Here is a 16,430-nt window from a genome sequence, read left to right as displayed (position 1 = left end):
CCACCCCTACCTCCCCCCCACCTCCCCTCCTTTTTCACTTTTGCTTTGCCGCCTCCTTTACCTTCGCCGCATTTGCCTTCTTTTTTACCTTTAGCATCACCGCCACATTTGCCTTCGCCGCACTTGCCTTCTTTTTTACCTTTAGCATCGCCGCCACACTTTCCTTCACCGCACTTACCTTCTGCAGCGTCAAGTTGATAACCTGTCACTAGCTGTTGAAATTCAAACGGGTTTGCTTGCGCATCTGTAGAAACTAAACTTGCAGAGCCTACAACTACTGCTCCTAAAGTTAACGCGATTGAGTTTTTCTTTACTGTATTCATTGTATGACTCTCTTATAAAAGTATGTTTAAGGTTACGCAAACTAATTGTTGTCAATTTTGCGTTGTTTGTATAATTAACTAGACCTTGTATAAAATAAAAACTTTCATTTATTTTCACTTTTTTACTTTTTAATTTACACAAACAACTATGGTCAGTAATTTACGTTTTATCAAATCAAACTTTGCAGGTACACTACGCCCCCGTTTTTTTATTAAAAATACGCTATGAAACTTGTTTTAGCACCTATGGAAGGTGTGGTTGATTTTAAAATGCGCCAACTGCTGACCAATATTGGTGGCTTTGACTTATGTGTAACAGAGTTTATTAGAGTGGTTGATAAATGTTTACCGGCAAAGGTTTTTCATCGCTATTGCCCTGAGCTTAATAATAGTGGCTATACCCAAGCCGGTACGCCTGTACGTATTCAATTACTCGGACAAATAGCCGATGTGCTGGCCGATAACGCAATTAAAGCGATCGAATTAGGCTCACACGGTATAGATCTTAATTTTGGTTGCCCAGCAAAAACTGTTAACAAAAACCGGGGCGGTGCTGTGCTGTTAAAAGACCCTGCTCAAATGTACCATATAATCAAGGCAGTAAAAGATGCGGTCGGCCATGGGCACCAAGTAAGCGCTAAAATACGCTTGGGCTTTGATGATGACAGTAACAGCCAAGAAATAGTAGATGCCGTTGTTAGCGCCGGAGCAGATAGTATTGCGATACATGCCCGGACAAAGCGTGATGGTTACAATCCACCTGCTTATTGGGAAAAAATCCCCCCTCTCATAAAAAACAAGAATATAGACGTAGTCGCCAATGGCGAAATTTGGCAGGTTGAAGATGCCCTACTTTGCCAAAAAAGAAGCCAGTGCAATGATTTAATGCTTGGGCGAGGCGCACTTTCTCATCCTGATTTAGCAAAAAAAATTAAAGCCCATATAAATAACGAAACATATGAGGGATTAGCGTGGGAGCATATTATTTATCATTTAATTCACTCTGCATTACATCAAGACCCTGATCAAGATACAAAATACTTTGCCTCACGCACAAAGCAATGGCTTGGCTATCTAAAACGTCAATACCCGCAAGCAAATGAGCTGTTTGACGAAATCAGACGGTTAAAAGTAAAAAGTGAGGTTGCGCAAGTTTTAAAAAAATACGCTAAGTCTCCGCAACTTGATTCAAGTCATAACATATAAACAATAAAGACCAGATAATATCGATATAACGAAACGCTGACTTGAGGTTATATCGATATGCTTTTCCAGCAACAACTACAAAGTGAGATAGCAAAAGTTAAATCGGCAATATTAACTATGCTTAGCCAATCTGAACACCTTGCCCATATTAAACTGCGTGACGTTATACTAAGCAGCCAAAATAATGAATGGCTTGATAACGGTGCATGCAACTTAGGGCCAGAGTATCAAACGCTTGTAAATAGAATGACCAAACTAGAAGCAGCAATAAGCCAGATTGAAATAGGCCAATACGGTTATTGCTGTGATTGTGAAGAGGCGATTTCTGAGGAGCTGCTTAAACAAGACCCAACAACGCAACGCTGTGAGATGTGCGCTAAGCACACATAATCGTTTAAAGCGTTAATAGTTGCTCGGCAAAACTAAAGGCGTGGGCAGGGTATAATACGCTATCTTCAACTAAATATTGCGCATCGCGCTCTGAGATAGCTAAGCGCTTTACTAAGTTTACCTTTGCCTGCGACAGTGTCCATGCGTGATAGTGTATGCCTATATCCGTTTCCATAAGTGCAAGCATCAGTTTTTTATCCTTTGGGCTTAGCAGAATTTTATTAGCCATAACTGGCAAAAGCATATACTCAGTGTGCCAGTCAAGCCCCGATACTTTAGGGGCGTCACTTAAATATTGGCTGACAAAAGAGCTAGAATGATCATCGTTATACTCAAAATTAGCTACAGTGGCTGGGGTCGCTTGCAAATATTGGTTAATCTTTTCAACCCACTGTAGTGGCGATTTAACTTCCCCACTAAAGTAATTTAACTTACTTTGATACCATTCACTGCCATTAGCAAGCCCTCTTAAGCCAATACTTCCTCTCGGTTTATACTGCGCTAAGTAACCACTGAACTGTGCAACCTGCGCTTTTAAGTCACTTTCACCTGGTATGTTTAATAGTGAGGTTTTTAAGTAACCTTTTAAAAGGTCTAATTCGACTTTGTTTAATCTTAAATTACTTTGCAGCGCACTCTCTAATTGATTTTGAGTGAACTCAAGCCAATCAATCACATCTTTGTAACTTGCCTTACCTTGTCGCGCAACAAGCACGTTTTCTAACACATTTATCTGAGCCGGCCAGCTAAAAAAACGCTCGGGAAAGCGCTCAGCAATAATCAAGTAATTTAGTTGTTCCATTTGTGCTTTTGACAAAGCCATTGTTTGTAACCGCTGATAGATTTCGTGACGGCTAGACAAATACGCTAAAGAAAAGGGAAAAACTTGCTCTTGTAAAACATGATCACTATTTGTGTTTTTAAGAGTACTATTTAAGTTTTTTATACTTACTTGCGCAACATCATAAGATTCAAAAGGCGTAGGCTGCTTTGAGCAAGCAACTAAAAAAAGACCAAATAGGACAGATATAATATGCGTTTTATTCATTGTAAGTTCCAATAAAAAAAGCCCCTAAGGGGGCTTTTTGTATAATTGCTAAAACAAATTAAAGTTAAATTTTAACGCCGTTGCGAGCGGCTTTATCTTTAATAAATGATGCCCAACCTTTTGCAAACTTACGTGTGCGCGGGTCGTCCATTGCTTTAGTAATAGCAGCATAAGCTTGCTTGTATTTAGCTTGGTAATAGTACGCTTCAGCTAAATCTGAATAAACCGTGCCTTTTTTGTCAGAGCCAAGCTCTAACGCTTTGTTCAAACGAACAACAGCAGCACTGAAATTTTCAGATTGTAAAAGTAACGAACCTGCTTTGCGGTAAAGCTCTGCGTCGTCGTCAAATTTAGCAGCTTCTTCGTAGTACTTAGCAGCCTTTTCAATGTCTTTAGAACGGTGGTAGTTACTTGCAATCGCGTTAACGTTTTGCTTAGTACGCTTAACTTTATCTTCTTTAATCGCATTCTCAAGGGTTTTTGCCGCTTTAAATGGGATTTCGTTCAAAGAGTAAAAGTTAGAAAGTACTTTGTAATCTACTTCCGCTTCAAAATAGCCGTTTTTAAATGCTACTTCCATGGTCGCAAGACCTTTGGCGTAGTCTTCGGTTTGTAGGTAATATTTACCTAAGCTCACCCAGGCTTTTTTGTCATCTGGCCAAACTCGAACAATCTCTTCACCAATCTTTACCATGTTAGGGTAATCTTTAAGTTCAAAGTATGAACCTAATTTTAATTGGTAAGGGGCCTTGTTCGGCTCCTTTTGTAGAGAGATTGCTTTGTCTGCAGGCTCAAAAACATCACGAAACTGACCTAACTGATAATTTGCTTGCGCGATACGAGTGTAAACTTTAGGGTCTTCTTCACCGGTGAAGTCCATCCATGCGGTATATGCTTTTTTGGCTTCTTTGAACTTTTCAGTTCCAGCGTATAAATCACCTAATAGTTTTAAAGTCTGCTCGTGGTCTGCGAAGTTTAGAATATCAGGCGCAACAGCTTGTCGTGAGTATTTAATCGCTTCTGCGTACTTCTCTTTTTGCGCGTACATGCTACCTAAGTAACGATTTACAGTCGCTTTATCGAAGTCGTTAGATGCGTCAATCTCTTTTAACAAGGCAATTGCTTCATCAATTTTGTCTTCATTGTACAAGTCAAACGCTTTAATTACCTTTTTACCAGTACGCTCGCCCATGATTTTAGTCTTGGCTTTTTTACGCGCTTCAATTTTAGCGTAATCCGGCGCTGCTAATACAGGTGCAGTAATAGCTGCACCTGACACAGACATAAGAATTGCAAGAGCAGTTACTTTAGATAAATTTCTCATTACTCGCCTCCTTAGCCTTGGTTAAGTTTAAAGTCTAGTTGAACTTGTAAACCAACTTGTTTTTGTGGTTTACCGTCAATAATTTTAGGACGGTATTTCCACTTACGAAGTGCACGTTTAGCTTCACGGTCAAAGATGCGTTTTGGTTCTGCGTCAATAACTTGAACGTCAGTTACACCACCTAACTCATCAATTGTGAACGAAAGTTGTACCCAACCTTCTTTACCATCACGCGCTGCTTGCGTTGGATATTTTGGTTCAATACGAACGATAGGTGTCGCATCACCATCTCGTCCAAATGCACCTGGACCACTTAGTCCACCAGCCGAACTTCCTACATCGATGCTACCCATGTTAAATGACATAGCACCAGGGTTAGGATTGTTATTCTCCGGCTGTGGCGGCTGCGGTTTAGGCGGCTGCTTTGGCGGTGGCGGAGGCGGAGGCGGAACACGCTTCCTCTCCTGCACCTTAGATTCAGGCGGATTCGTCATTATTTCGACTATGATCTGCTCTTTTTGTTCAGTATTACGGTCAGCCCCACCAGAGATGAGGTAAGCCATGAAGTAGAACAAGCCGAAAGTAACTGCCCCACCTGCAATCAGTGAAAACAGAAAACGAATCATTACTGATCTCCAGCTATTGAAATTCTCAGGTTGTCACCCGTCGCTTTGATCTGGTCCATAACTTTAACCACTACACCGTGCTTTGCTTCTTTATCAGCTTGCAAAATCACAACATCAGTAGGTTGTTCTGCTAATAAACTTTCGATTTTTGCTGAAACACGTTCAACATCAACTTGCTGTTTATCAATCCAGATAGCACCATCACTGCGAATAGCAACAAAAATGTTAGCATTTTTTTGCTTCGTAGCTTGGGCCGCTTTAGGTTTATTGACCTCGATACCAGCCTCTTTAACGAACGATGTAGTTACGATAAAGAAAATAAGCATGATAAATACGATGTCAAGCATTGGCGTCATATCTACCGCTGCTTCTTCTTCTTCACGAAAACGTTGTTTACGTGCCATATTTAATTCTCTCTCTAGTGATGAGGCATGCTATCTACAAGTTTGGCTTTCACCATTCTCGCTCTTGCCTCAAGGCGTGAGCTAAAGAAAACTCCAGATAGTGCCGCAACCATTCCAGCCATTGTTGGGATTGTTGCCATTGAAATACCTGATGCCATTAAACGTGCATTACCAGTACCTTGAGTTGCCATGGTTTCGAAAACCGCGATCATACCCGTTACAGTTCCAAGTAAGCCTATTAAAGGACAAACAGCTACTAATGTTTTAATCAACAACATACGCTGATCTAATTTTTCAGACGCTTCAGAAATCCATGCTTCACGGATTCTGTGTGCGTACCAAGACGTAGTGTCTTGGCGGGCATCCCACTTTGCTACAATTTCCTTCGTTAAACGAGGAAACTCAGAAAGTAGGAACCAATAGCGCTCAATCATTAAAACCCACATAAGAAAGAGTGCTATCGCGACCACGTATAATACCTGGCCGCCTGTGCCAACAAAATCCCTGATAGATTCCCATATCTCCATCAGGACTAGCATTAGGCTTTCTCCTTCTCCGCGTGAGTAGCAACGATACCCGCGCTTTGCTCATCAAGGATGTGTAATACTGACTTACTACGACCTGCAACAATTGAATGAAGTAGGATAAGTGGTAGTGCAGCAATTAGACCTAGCGCTGTAGTTACAAGAGCTAGAGAGATGTTACCAGCCATGATCTTCGGATCGCCTGTACCGAACAATGTGATTGTTTGGAACGTTAAGATCATACCGATTACTGTACCTAATAGACCAAGTAGCGGCGCGATTGCAGCAAGGATCTTGATGATATTGATACCCGCTTCAACACGTGGCGTTTCACGTAAGATAGCTTCGTCAAGTTTAAGCTCAAGATTTTCAACGTCTTGGTTTTTGTTGTCATGGTACACTTTAAGAATACGACCCAGTGGGTTGTTTGTATTCGGCGTAGATACGTTTTTAAGCTGAGACTTAATCTTAGAAGTCGTAAGCGCTAAATCAACGAAACGAACTAAGAAGATTAATAGACCTACAGCTAGAAGAAGTGTGATGATGTAACCAACTTCAGCGCCTTGCTCGTAGTATTCCATTAATGTTTTCTTCTGCGTGTTGATACGTAAAATTGCACCGCGAGTCGGGTCAATGTATACGCCAGCGTAGTTATCAGCAGAAGTACTTTCTAGTGCAGAGATACCCTCTAAAATGTAGCTATCAGGTTGTTTACCTAAAGGCTGAATAGATTTTGTCTCTGGCGAGTAGATTAAGTAACCTTCGTCAGTAACTAAGTTAAAATTACCAATACGTGTTACTTGCTTAACTGTAGAGTTACCGTCAAGACCTGACACCTCAGTTTCAAAAGTAGATACTTTTGCTGATTCAGTCATTTCAGTTTGTAGTGCAATCCAAAGCTCTTCAAGTTCACGAACTGTTGGAAGCTCTTTCGCTGCTGCTAAAGAACGTAGTACTTCAGCACGGCCTGGTTTTTCAGCACTTACTAATGAAGCTTCGATTGAACCGATAGCGTCTTGTGCTGCACGACGTACAACACCAAACATTTCACCAAGCGTACCTTGAGCATTTTGAAGTGCTTGCTCTTTTTCAGCTAGTGTATTCTCGTTTTGTGCATATTGCTTAGCTAAGCTGTCACCGCGCGCTTTTTCAGCTGCTAGTTGGCTTTTTGCTTTGTTAAGTAATGCTTGCTTGTCAGCACGCTCTGATAAGAACTCTTGCTCACGTTGCTTGTTGATTTTACCTTCAGAGATACGTTCTTGCTTTACTTGCTCAAGAATTTTATCTAAAGCATCAGTATTTGCATGTGCATTAAGCGCGGTACCTGCAGAAACAGATAGTACTGCTGCAACAGCAAAACCTTTAAATAGTTTCTTCATTATTCGATTACTCCGCACCAAAGATTGGTAGTTTAACAAGTTCTAGTGTCGCTTGCTTACGCGCCATACGAATCACTTCTTTAACTGGCTTAAGGTATTCTTCACCTAATTCTTTCCACTCTTTAGTGTTGTTATCCCACACCCAAGCGTGTTTTAAGTCAAAAGATTGTGCTACGTAAGTGATACGACCTAAACGACCGATATCAACGTTAATGTTTTTACCATCAACTTCTAAAGTACCTTGAGAAGCAGTTACAGCCGAGCTGTAAGCAGTTTCAACTGTGTATGCTTCAAGAACTTGGCGGAATTTCTCAGACGTCGTTACAGACGCAGAAGCCATGATTTCACGAAGTCTTTCTACACGAGCAAGACGAGAATCAAGATTAAACGGAACGTCCGCTTTGATGAATTGCTCAAGCGTATCGATCATGCGATACATCAAAGGCACAACGTTTTGTTTGGTGTTGTCGATTGTAGCGATTTGACGGTCAAACGATTCAATAGAAGCGTTTTGGTCAGCGACCAAACGTGCTACGTGATCGTTGTACACTTTCATTAGTTCAGTCTCATCAACAATACTACGGTACTCAGCGATTAGCTCTTGAGTTTGACCGTATACGTTGTCAATTTTAGCTTGAGACTTAACAGCAGCCTTTTGAATTTGCTGACCTGCTTTTTGCACGTCATTCAAAGGATCTGCAATCACATTGCTGCTTGCAAATGCAAAAGCGCCAACCAACGCAGATGCTACAAGACTCTTTCTGATTTTAACAGACATAGTTCCCAACCAATTAAGTAATGTTACTTTTATAATTTAATTATCACCCTTATAAAGGATAACAACCCTGATATCTTTTAATAGATATCAACCCTCCAATAATGCTAAATGCAATACGCCCTGTCAACTTGATGTTAGCCATTCTAACCAAATAAATACCTTGAAAAAGCTAAAACTAAAGTACCATAAAAATCACTGTTAACATAAATGCAACCAAAACACTTATTTTAAAGCAGTACTTAGCCCCTTTAAAATTAAACACTAGTTAAAAATTAGACACTTACAAGAAACAAAAATGCAACATTTAAATCAAACTGAATCGCACCTTAAAAAAAAAACAAAAATAATACTAATGTGACAAATTGATGAATTAAAATTGTGATAATTAGACTAAATTTGCAGCTTAACTTGTAAATCCCACACTTCATCGTATAAAAAGCCACCAATTTAGCAGTAGATATTTACCGATGTATAAAAATTACTGCAAATAAGTAAATAACTTTACTTGAGCAAAGTTAGAAAAGGCTATCTCACCAAACAATATAAGTGGACTTAATTAAACCAGATATTATGGATGAAAAAGTACGGCTATTTTAGCAGCATAACCAAATAAAATGGTTAACCGGATAATTTAAATCCGTAATAATACTTGAGCATATCAATGGCTAAACGTGTTGCTGTCATAATAAACCATTTGATTAAGCTGATTGCGATTGCAGTTTTTAATACGAAAAGATCATTGAAAGTACCTATATGCAAAGGGGGAATGATTTAGCGATGCGTTTTTATAAACCACAAGCTGGCACTAGGCTATAAAAGTAGAACATGTTTGCGCTGATTTTAGGTTAACTTGGGATAAAGTGTGAGAAGCAGCAGCGAATGCAGTGTTATATTTGAGGTTTAGAAATGAATGGATGTCTTGAGATTATGGTGAAACAGAAAACTGCTTCACCAAGATGAACTAAGGTTCACATAAATAAAATTATGCTACTTCTACGTTCTCAGCTTCTGGGCCTTTTTGACCTTGTTTGATGCTGAAAGTCACTGCTTGACCTTCGCTAAGAGTGCGAAAACCAGAACCAGCGATTGCGCTGAAATGTACAAACACGTCAGGGCCGTTTTCTTGTTCAATGAAACCAAAGCCTTTAGCTTCGTTGAAAAATTTTACTTTACCAGTAACCGACATACTAAATTTTCCTGTAAGTCAATAATTAAAATTCAGCCATATCATTTATGGCTATATCCTCCCTGAGTCAGTGCCCAAAAATCTGGAGGTACAGTACAGGAACAAGTTTTAACCTAACCGGTAACCTTAAACGCAGCACAATATCCGTAAATTCAATACGCAAAAACTCAAAGCAAGTTAAGATTAACACATTAATATTTTTTTGGCTCTATTAATTAAGATTTATTTACTCAGAACAAAAATAATTAAAGGGGCATATATAAGTGGTTATTTTTAAAGCTTAATTTGCTCAATAAATAGTTGGTTTTTAGTTTATAAATGTAACAAATCATGTCAAAGCACTCAGCCTTACAGATAAAGGGGATAGCAAGTAGCATGAAAACGAGCGCTAAGAGGAACTTATACGCAAACAAAAAGCCGTAGAGCAAGCTATACGGCTTTATTAAAATGCTAATTTTGTCTACTTTATTTAACCTGCCAATCTATCGTTGCTTCTGCTTTGATTGGCACGACTTGTGAGTCACCCAATGTGTAGCTAGCAGGAACTTGCCAAGGACTTCTTTCAAGGGTGATTGTATCTGTGTTACGAGCGAGCCCGTAAAAATCTGGCCCAAAGTGACTTGCAAAACCCTCAAGCTTATCTAGTGCACCCGCCTCTTCAAAAGCTTCGGCGTAGAGTTCAATAGCAGCATGTGCTGTATAAGCCCCAGCACAACCGCAGGCTGCTTCTTTTTTATCTTTGTAATGAGGGGCTGAGTCAGTCCCTAAAAAGAACTTTTTATTGCCACTTATAGCGGCAGCCATTAATGCTTGTTGATGTATATTGCGCTTTAAAATTGGTAGGCAATAATAATGCGGGCGAATACCTCCGGCTAACATATGATTGCGGTTATATAATAGGTGATGAGCAGTAATAGTTGCAGCTACATTCTGCGGTGCAGCCTCTACAAACTCTACAGCATCTTTTGTTGTAATATGTTCAAGCACAATTTTAAGCGTTGGAAAATCTGCAACAACATCGCCTAAAATCGTCTCTAAAAATACTTTTTCACGGTCAAAAATATCTATAGACGAGTCAGTCACTTCACCATGTACTAGTAATAGCATGCCCACTTCTTGCATCGCATTTAAAACAGGGTAAATATTTTTTACTGATGTAACCCCTGAGTCTGAATTTGTGGTTGCCCCAGCAGGGTATAGCTTTGCAGCAACAATTTTACCGGTTGCTTTGGCTTTTTTAATTTCTTCAGGGGTGGTTTTATCGGTAAGGTAAAGTACCATTAAGGGTTCAAAATCACCTTGTGGTCCAGCAGCCATGATCCGCACTCTGTAAGCAAGCGCTAAGTCCGTGGTCGTTGCAGGCGGTACCAGGTTGGGCATGATAATAGCGCGCCCCATGTAGCGGCTAATATCACGAACTGTATCTTTTAATTGATCACCATCACGTAAATGGACATGCCAATCGTCAGGACGCGTTATGGTTAATGTGTTTTTTGATTCGGTATTAATGCTCATTACTTTTTTCCACGGCTGAATTTATCCGATCATAGGCATATGAGAAGATCTAGTAAAGTGTTATCTAATTTATTCCCCGCTTTGAGTGCTGCAAAATACGATTGGGTTTGAGTTTAACGACGATTACACCCATTCAAACGTTTTATTTTGAACATGCTTTAAATTTGGGTTAACTTATCAGTGTTAATACAAATAAAAAGAATAAAATTACCTTATGTCGAATCATATCGATACCTATAAAGCGCTCGAAGTTAAAACTGAGCAGCTGAGCATAATAAATCAGTTTTCGTCTAGTTTATTACAGCTCGATACACTAGAAGAGCTTTTCGAGTATGTAACTACACAGGTCGTAAACCGCCTCGGGTTTGTTGACTGTGTTATTTACTTGGCTGATGAAACACGCTTACAACTTAATCAAGTTGCCTCTATGGGTATAACTCATAGCAGAGATAAATACCAAGCAGAGCGCAAAGTCATTGGTTTTAATGAAGGTATAACTGGATACGTAGCACGTACTGGCACTGCTATTATTATTGGTGATGTTACCTCAGACCCACGCTACATTGCTGATGAGCGCCCTGCTCAATCGGAGTTATGTGTTCCTCTGATATATAAAGACCAGGTTTTAGGGGTAATCGACTGTGAGCACCCAATAAAAAATTACTTCACAAACGCTCATTTAGAAATTTTAACCACCGTAGCGCATTTATTAAGTGCAAAGTTAAACCAAGTGAACACGGTCGATAGTTTAAAACACACAGTGAATCAATTAAATGATGCCCAAAAGCTTGAAAACAGCTTATTGCAAATCGCTAATTTAACTTACAAAGCCAGTAACTTAGACACCTTTTTTGAATCACTTCACGACATAATAAATAGCTTACTTCCTGCAGATAACTTTTTTATTGCCCTTTACGATAAGCAGGTAGATATACTCGATTTGGTTTACATCGTTGAAGAAGGCATTCAAACGCACGCACACAAAAAAATATCAAAAGAACAATTAAAAGACACAGCTTCGTATTACTTACTAAAATCAGACCGTGTATTGCTATTAAATCAAAACGATTATCAGCAACATATAGATAACGGCGACTTTAAACTTGTTGGCCGTCTTTCAGAGTCTTGGCTGGGTGTACCGTTTAAAGCAAATGACAGAATTAGTGGTGTAATTGTTGTTCAAAGTTACGATAAAAAGCTTCATTATAACGAACATGACAGCGCCCTTTTAACCTACGTAAGTAGGCAGATCAGTATGGCTATAGATAGGCAGCTTGCACGACAAGAGCTTGAACATAAAGCGCTGCATGATGAGTTGACTGGCTTAGCTAATCGCTCGTTACTTATTGAGCGTATTAAACATGCTATTTTGCGATTATCGCGAGTTAAAAAAGGCACCAGCCATGCGCTACTGTATTTAGATTTTGATCGATTTAAAAGTATTAATGATTCACTTGGTCACGAGGTTGGCGACCACTTTTTAATTAAAATTTGTGAGCTAATAAAAAGTACAGTCAGAAATACCGATACGTTTGCCCGCCTTGGCGGCGATGAATTTGCCATTTTTATGGAAAACATTACCCACCGTAACCAAGTTAATGAAGCATTGAGGCGAATAAACGCAGTACTTGATAAGCCACTTAATGTGGATAGCCATTTATTACAAGCATCAACCAGCATTGGCATCGCTTTTACTGAAAGCAGTGACGATAAAGCCTATTTGTTACTACAGCAAGCCGATGCGGCCATGTACGAAGCAAAATCCAGCGGACGTGGTCAAGTTAAGTTTTTTAACAATACTATGCGTAAAAAGCTCAAAACACATGCTGATATAGAAAACGACTTACAGCACGGCATTGAACACGACGAATTTGAGCTTTATTTTCAGCCTATTTTTACAATTGCTAATAGTGACGTGGTAGGCTTTGAAGCACTGGTAAGGTGGCACCACCCAACAAAAGGGTTTGTACCACCCAATGAGTTTATTCCAATAGCCGAAACTACCGGACAAATTATCAACCTTGATTTGCATTTGCTTGAACTTGCCGCTCAGCACATTGCCCATTGGCACACACTAGGTCATCGCTTTTTAAAAGTAACGGTTAATGTATCATCGCGTCACTTTGCTAGCCTCGATTTTGTTGCGCAAGTTCACGCTTTGTATAATAAATATAATTTGCCCTTAGGATCATTGTGCCTAGAAATCACTGAATCTGGGCTTATTGCTAACCTTGATCTAGCAACTCAAATTATAGAAGGGCTCGCCCCACTTAAAGTAAAGCTATGCTTAGATGACTTTGGCACGGGCTATTCAGCACTTGGTTACTTACACCAACTGCCCATACACATTCTAAAAATCGATAAAAGCTTTATTGATCATCTTAACAAGCGAAACAATCCACTCGTAGAGGCTATCTTGTCACTCGCGCAATCATTAAATTTTGAAGTCGTAGCAGAGGGGATCGAAACTCAAGAGCAGCTAACTATTTTACAAACAACCCAATGTAATTATGGCCAAGGCTTTTTAAAATCAAAACCCGTAACGGCAAACCAAGCGATTAAACTTATAAATAAACCGCTTTAATCACCTATTATTGGGTTTACCTCTTATTACAAGGCGGTATAACCCTCATCTATTGAGTAAATTTCACTACTTTTACCACGTCTTTTGCCACGTTTAGTGCAGCTTTATTTTGCGCTTATAGCAAAACAACTTGAACTGAGCTCATGAAAAACCCCTCAACATAATAAAAAATAAAGTCTATTCATTAGTTAAGCTAATTTTAAAAGGTTAATAGAGTAATAAATAGATTTTTTTAGCCATCTAGACGTTGAAACGTTTTTTATAAAGGCGTAGTATGGGTTCAATCTTAGCCGAACTCACATTTCCCTTGAGAATTTTTAAAGATGATTGACATAAAACACCTTAAAACTATTGCGACATTAAAAGACACCGGATCGTTAGTTAATACAGCCCGCGAATTATTTTTAACGCAATCAGCTTTATCTCATCAAATTAAAGACTTAGAAAACAAGTTAGACTGCCAGCTATTCGAAAGAAAAACGCAGCCCGTACGCTTTACACCACAAGGTATGCTATTACTAGAACTGGCCAATGATGTATTGCCTAAAGTAGAAGCAACTAAATGCCGTTTGAAAGAAAGCCTTAACCAACCTATTTCACAATTAAGGCTAAGTGTTGAGTGCCATGCTTGTTTTCATTGGTTATTACCGACTATTAAAGAGTTTAATAATTTTTGGCCTGATATAAAAATTGATTACGAGCGCGGTTTTAGCTACGACGCTATACCTGATTTACTAAACGATGAACTCGATTTGGTGCTCACATCAGACATACGTGAGCCAGACAAGTTAGAGTATGTTCATTTATTCGATTTTAAGTTAAAGCTTATTGTTGCCCCTGATCACGATTTAGCAAAAAAAGCATACGTTACGGCACTGGATTTAAAAAGCGAAACCATTATTTCATACCCGATCCCGCGTGAACGCCAAGACATTTTTAAGCATTTTATTCAAAATGCACGTTTTGATGGCACATTAAAAACCGTTGACCAAGGGTTATTAATTTTTCAGTTAGTCAGTGCAGGTATGGGAGTAGCAGCTTTGCCCGATTGGCTAGTAACTCCTTACGAAAGCCAAGGCTTAATTAAATCAATTCCGCTTGGCGCGCTTGGCTTAACGCGACCTATGTATTTAGCAATGAAAAAAGACATGAAAGACAACCCCGTTTATCGCCATTTTTTAAATACGTGTAAGCAAAATAACGGTCGATAAAACACTGGCTAATGAGTAACATAAGGGTTTATTGTTTTTATGTTACTTTTTATGTTTGAGTTAAAAAAATTCATAGGTGGCTTGATTATGCCACTTCCTCTATTTGGCTTAATCGCGTTTGTCATGCTAATTTTGGCATTTCGTGGACGTAAGCCTGCTTTAGTGCTTGCCAGTTTAAGCATATTTATACTGTTAGTTCTAAGTATGCCATTTACTGCGCATCAACTTATCAAAGATCATGAACCAACTTCTTTAGCGTTTAATGCACTGAATTCCCCGCGCATAGATAAAATTGTCGTACTGGGCTGCGATATAAACCCAAACCCCGCTTTAAGCGCTAATAGTCAGCTAGGGAACTGTGCACTTACTCGCTTAGTAGAAGGTGTTACGCTTGCAAAAAGATACCCTAATGCGACGCTTTTCGTATCTGGCGGTGGCTATAACAAAGTAACAAATAGCGCATTAATGAGCCAAACAGCAATAAACTTAGGGGTGAGTAAAAGCCGTATAATACAAAACCCGCAGGCAATGGATACCGCTGCAGAAGCCAAACTCCTCGCGCCTAAACTCGTTGATTTTAAGGTTGCACTAGTTACGTCTGTACTGCACATGCCTCGCGCAAAAAACTTGTTTAATGCCCAAGGCATCGAGGTAATTCCTGCCGCTACAGACTATCACAATTTTGCTGCTTTACCTTTTTATAAGCAATTTATACCCAATGCTGATGCATTACGTGTAGTAACGCAATACATGCATGAAGTGATTGGGAGTGCTTGGATAAGTGTGCGCCGCTGGATAAACCCAGAGGCGCTTTAGGCTATAAGTAAGCTTAGTTATACTGGGTTATCAATATCTATAAAGCTCACATCAAAACCATGCTCTTTAGCAAGTAACTCACCAAGCGCTTTAATTCCGTAACGCTCAGTTGCATGATGCCCTGCTGCAAAAAAGTCTATATTTTGCTCTCGCGAGCTATGAATAGTTTGCTCCGATGCCTCGCCCGTAAGGTACGCATCAACTTCCTGCTCTGCTGCTAAATCGATATAACCTTGCCCGCCTCCTGTACACAGCGCAATGGTGTGAATTTTCTCATCGCGTACAACACTACGTAATGGTTCACGGTTTAAAACTTTAGCTATTTTATTTGCAAACTCGCTACCTGTAAGCGGAGTTTTTAACCGTCCTTTCATCGCAACGCTATTAGATACGGGCTCAAGCCCCGCCTCTATTTCAATATCAAGTAGTTCAGCAAGCTGGGCGTTATTCCCAATGACAGGGTGAATATCTAGCGGTAAATGATAGGCAAATAAATTTATATCATGAGCCAGAAGCGCACCTATTCGACGCTTTTTCATACCTGTAATAGGCTGCGATTCACCTTTCCAAAAATAACCATGGTGGACCAATATCGCATCAGCATTTTTTTCTATTGCTGCATCGATAAGTGCTTGGCTTGCAGTTACCCCCGTAACAATTGTATTGATGTCGTTTTTACCTTCGACTTGCAGTCCATTAGGGCAAAAATCTTTAATAGTGTGAGGCTTTAAAATGTCGTCTAACAGTTGATTAAATTCTCTACGTTGCATACTTATTACCTTACTCAGTACTGAATTTTGTGCAAATTTTGGCGTTTATGGGCTTAAAATGGAAGGAAAATCGCAAAAAATTGAAAAACTGTTAGAAAATAGGTATAAATACCGCTTCTTTATCTGTGTTCACAACGTATAGGGTCTCTGATGAGCAAACTAGACAAAACAGAAGTTTTATCTGCCTTTGAAGCTGCATATGAAGCTGCCAATGGTAAAAAACCTGAAATTACAACTAAACCTGGCTGGTACAGCATTGATGGTGGAAAAAACCTACGCTTAGCGGATGTAGCAGAGCTGACGAAAGAATTAAGCGCTGGCAAAACGCCTGAGCAAACTGAGCAAA

General features: G+C 39.6%; 16 protein-coding genes and 1 pseudogene. 6 read left to right on the top strand and 11 right to left on the bottom strand.

Annotation, left to right across the window (positions count from 1 at the left end):
- A partial coding sequence (locus AABI99_RS15085) for a hypothetical protein (protein ID WP_338366910.1) occupies positions 1 to 323 on the bottom strand: 323 nt, incomplete at its 3' end.
- A 225-nt stretch (positions 324 to 548) separates the two neighbouring features.
- Here AABI99_RS15085 and AABI99_RS15080 point away from each other — a divergent pair.
- Positions 549 to 1,529, top strand: coding sequence for a tRNA-dihydrouridine synthase (locus AABI99_RS15080; RefSeq protein ID WP_338366908.1), 981 nt, complete (start codon positions 549 to 551; stop codon positions 1,527 to 1,529).
- A gap of 57 nt (positions 1,530 to 1,586) precedes the next feature.
- Positions 1,587 to 1,919 carry a TraR/DksA C4-type zinc finger protein gene (locus AABI99_RS15075; protein WP_338366907.1) on the top strand — a complete coding sequence of 111 codons (333 nt, stop codon included), beginning with the start codon at positions 1,587 to 1,589 and terminating at the stop codon, positions 1,917 to 1,919.
- A gap of 4 nt (positions 1,920 to 1,923) precedes the next feature.
- Here the strand turns inward: AABI99_RS15075 and AABI99_RS15070 are convergent, their stop codons facing one another.
- The 9 genes from AABI99_RS15070 to pyrC form a co-directional block, all read right to left on the bottom strand.
- Positions 1,924 to 2,967 carry a hypothetical protein gene (locus tag AABI99_RS15070; protein ID WP_338366905.1) on the bottom strand — a complete coding sequence of 348 codons (1,044 nt, stop codon included), beginning with the start codon at positions 2,965 to 2,967 and terminating at the stop codon, positions 1,924 to 1,926.
- 64 nt (positions 2,968 to 3,031) lie between these two features.
- The gene (locus AABI99_RS15065; RefSeq protein ID WP_338366903.1) at positions 3,032 to 4,291 is read right to left on the bottom strand and encodes a hypothetical protein; all 1,260 of its coding nucleotides are present in this window, start codon (positions 4,289 to 4,291) and stop codon (positions 3,032 to 3,034) included.
- A gap of 11 nt (positions 4,292 to 4,302) precedes the next feature.
- Positions 4,303 to 4,917 (bottom strand): energy transducer TonB, encoded by a 615-nt coding sequence (locus AABI99_RS15060; protein WP_004588133.1) that lies wholly within the window; start codon positions 4,915 to 4,917, stop codon positions 4,303 to 4,305.
- Positions 4,917 to 5,321 carry a biopolymer transporter ExbD gene (locus tag AABI99_RS15055; protein ID WP_004588134.1) on the bottom strand — a complete coding sequence of 135 codons (405 nt, stop codon included), beginning with the start codon at positions 5,319 to 5,321 and terminating at the stop codon, positions 4,917 to 4,919. Before AABI99_RS15055 ends, AABI99_RS15060 begins: the two co-directional genes overlap by 1 nt.
- Positions 5,322 to 5,335: 14 nt before the next feature.
- On the bottom strand, positions 5,336 to 5,860 hold the full coding sequence (locus tag AABI99_RS15050) for a MotA/TolQ/ExbB proton channel family protein (protein WP_338366902.1): 525 nt from the start codon (positions 5,858 to 5,860) through the stop codon (positions 5,336 to 5,338).
- Positions 5,860 to 7,224 carry a MotA/TolQ/ExbB proton channel family protein gene (locus AABI99_RS15045; protein ID WP_338366901.1) on the bottom strand — a complete coding sequence of 455 codons (1,365 nt, stop codon included), beginning with the start codon at positions 7,222 to 7,224 and terminating at the stop codon, positions 5,860 to 5,862. Before AABI99_RS15045 ends, AABI99_RS15050 begins: the two co-directional genes overlap by 1 nt.
- A 7-nt stretch (positions 7,225 to 7,231) precedes the next feature.
- Complete coding sequence (locus tag AABI99_RS15040; protein WP_338366900.1) at positions 7,232 to 8,002, bottom strand: DUF3450 domain-containing protein; 771 nt, start codon at positions 8,000 to 8,002, stop codon at positions 7,232 to 7,234.
- 982 nt (positions 8,003 to 8,984) lie between these two features.
- Entirely contained in the window at positions 8,985 to 9,188 is a 204-nt protein-coding gene (locus AABI99_RS15035) for a cold-shock protein (protein ID WP_036982297.1), read from the bottom strand.
- 465 nt (positions 9,189 to 9,653) lie between these two features.
- A complete protein-coding gene (gene pyrC / locus AABI99_RS15030; protein WP_338366899.1) occupies positions 9,654 to 10,703 on the bottom strand; it encodes a dihydroorotase in 1,050 nt (349 codons plus the stop codon).
- A gap of 214 nt (positions 10,704 to 10,917) precedes the next feature.
- Here pyrC and AABI99_RS15025 point away from each other — a divergent pair, with 214 nt between their 5' ends.
- The 3 genes from AABI99_RS15025 (at position 10,918) to AABI99_RS15015 (ending at position 15,314) form a co-directional block, all read left to right on the top strand.
- Entirely contained in the window at positions 10,918 to 13,287 is a 2,370-nt protein-coding gene (locus tag AABI99_RS15025) for an EAL domain-containing protein (RefSeq protein WP_338366898.1), read from the top strand.
- A gap of 323 nt (positions 13,288 to 13,610) precedes the next feature.
- Positions 13,611 to 14,498: a LysR substrate-binding domain-containing protein gene (locus tag AABI99_RS15020; RefSeq protein WP_338366897.1), complete on the top strand. Its 888-nt coding sequence runs from the start codon at positions 13,611 to 13,613 to the stop codon at positions 14,496 to 14,498.
- A gap of 51 nt (positions 14,499 to 14,549) precedes the next feature.
- Positions 14,550 to 15,314 carry an ElyC/SanA/YdcF family protein gene (locus tag AABI99_RS15015; RefSeq protein WP_338366896.1) on the top strand — a complete coding sequence of 255 codons (765 nt, stop codon included), beginning with the start codon at positions 14,550 to 14,552 and terminating at the stop codon, positions 15,312 to 15,314.
- Positions 15,315 to 15,331: 17 nt separating this feature from the next.
- Here AABI99_RS15015 and AABI99_RS15010 read toward each other — a convergent pair whose 3' ends face one another.
- Complete coding sequence (locus AABI99_RS15010) at positions 15,332 to 16,084, bottom strand: Nif3-like dinuclear metal center hexameric protein (protein ID WP_338366895.1); 753 nt, start codon at positions 16,082 to 16,084, stop codon at positions 15,332 to 15,334.
- A 150-nt stretch (positions 16,085 to 16,234) separates the two neighbouring features.
- Here AABI99_RS15010 and AABI99_RS15005 point away from each other — a divergent pair.
- Positions 16,235 to 16,430 (top strand): annotated as a pseudogene (locus AABI99_RS15005) (hypothetical protein); the annotation flags it as partial.

The sequence above is a fragment of the uncultured Pseudoalteromonas sp. genome, assembly GCF_963922945.1.
Lineage (GTDB): Bacteria > Pseudomonadota > Gammaproteobacteria > Enterobacterales > Alteromonadaceae > Pseudoalteromonas.
This window is presented reverse-complemented; position numbering and strand designations above follow the sequence as displayed.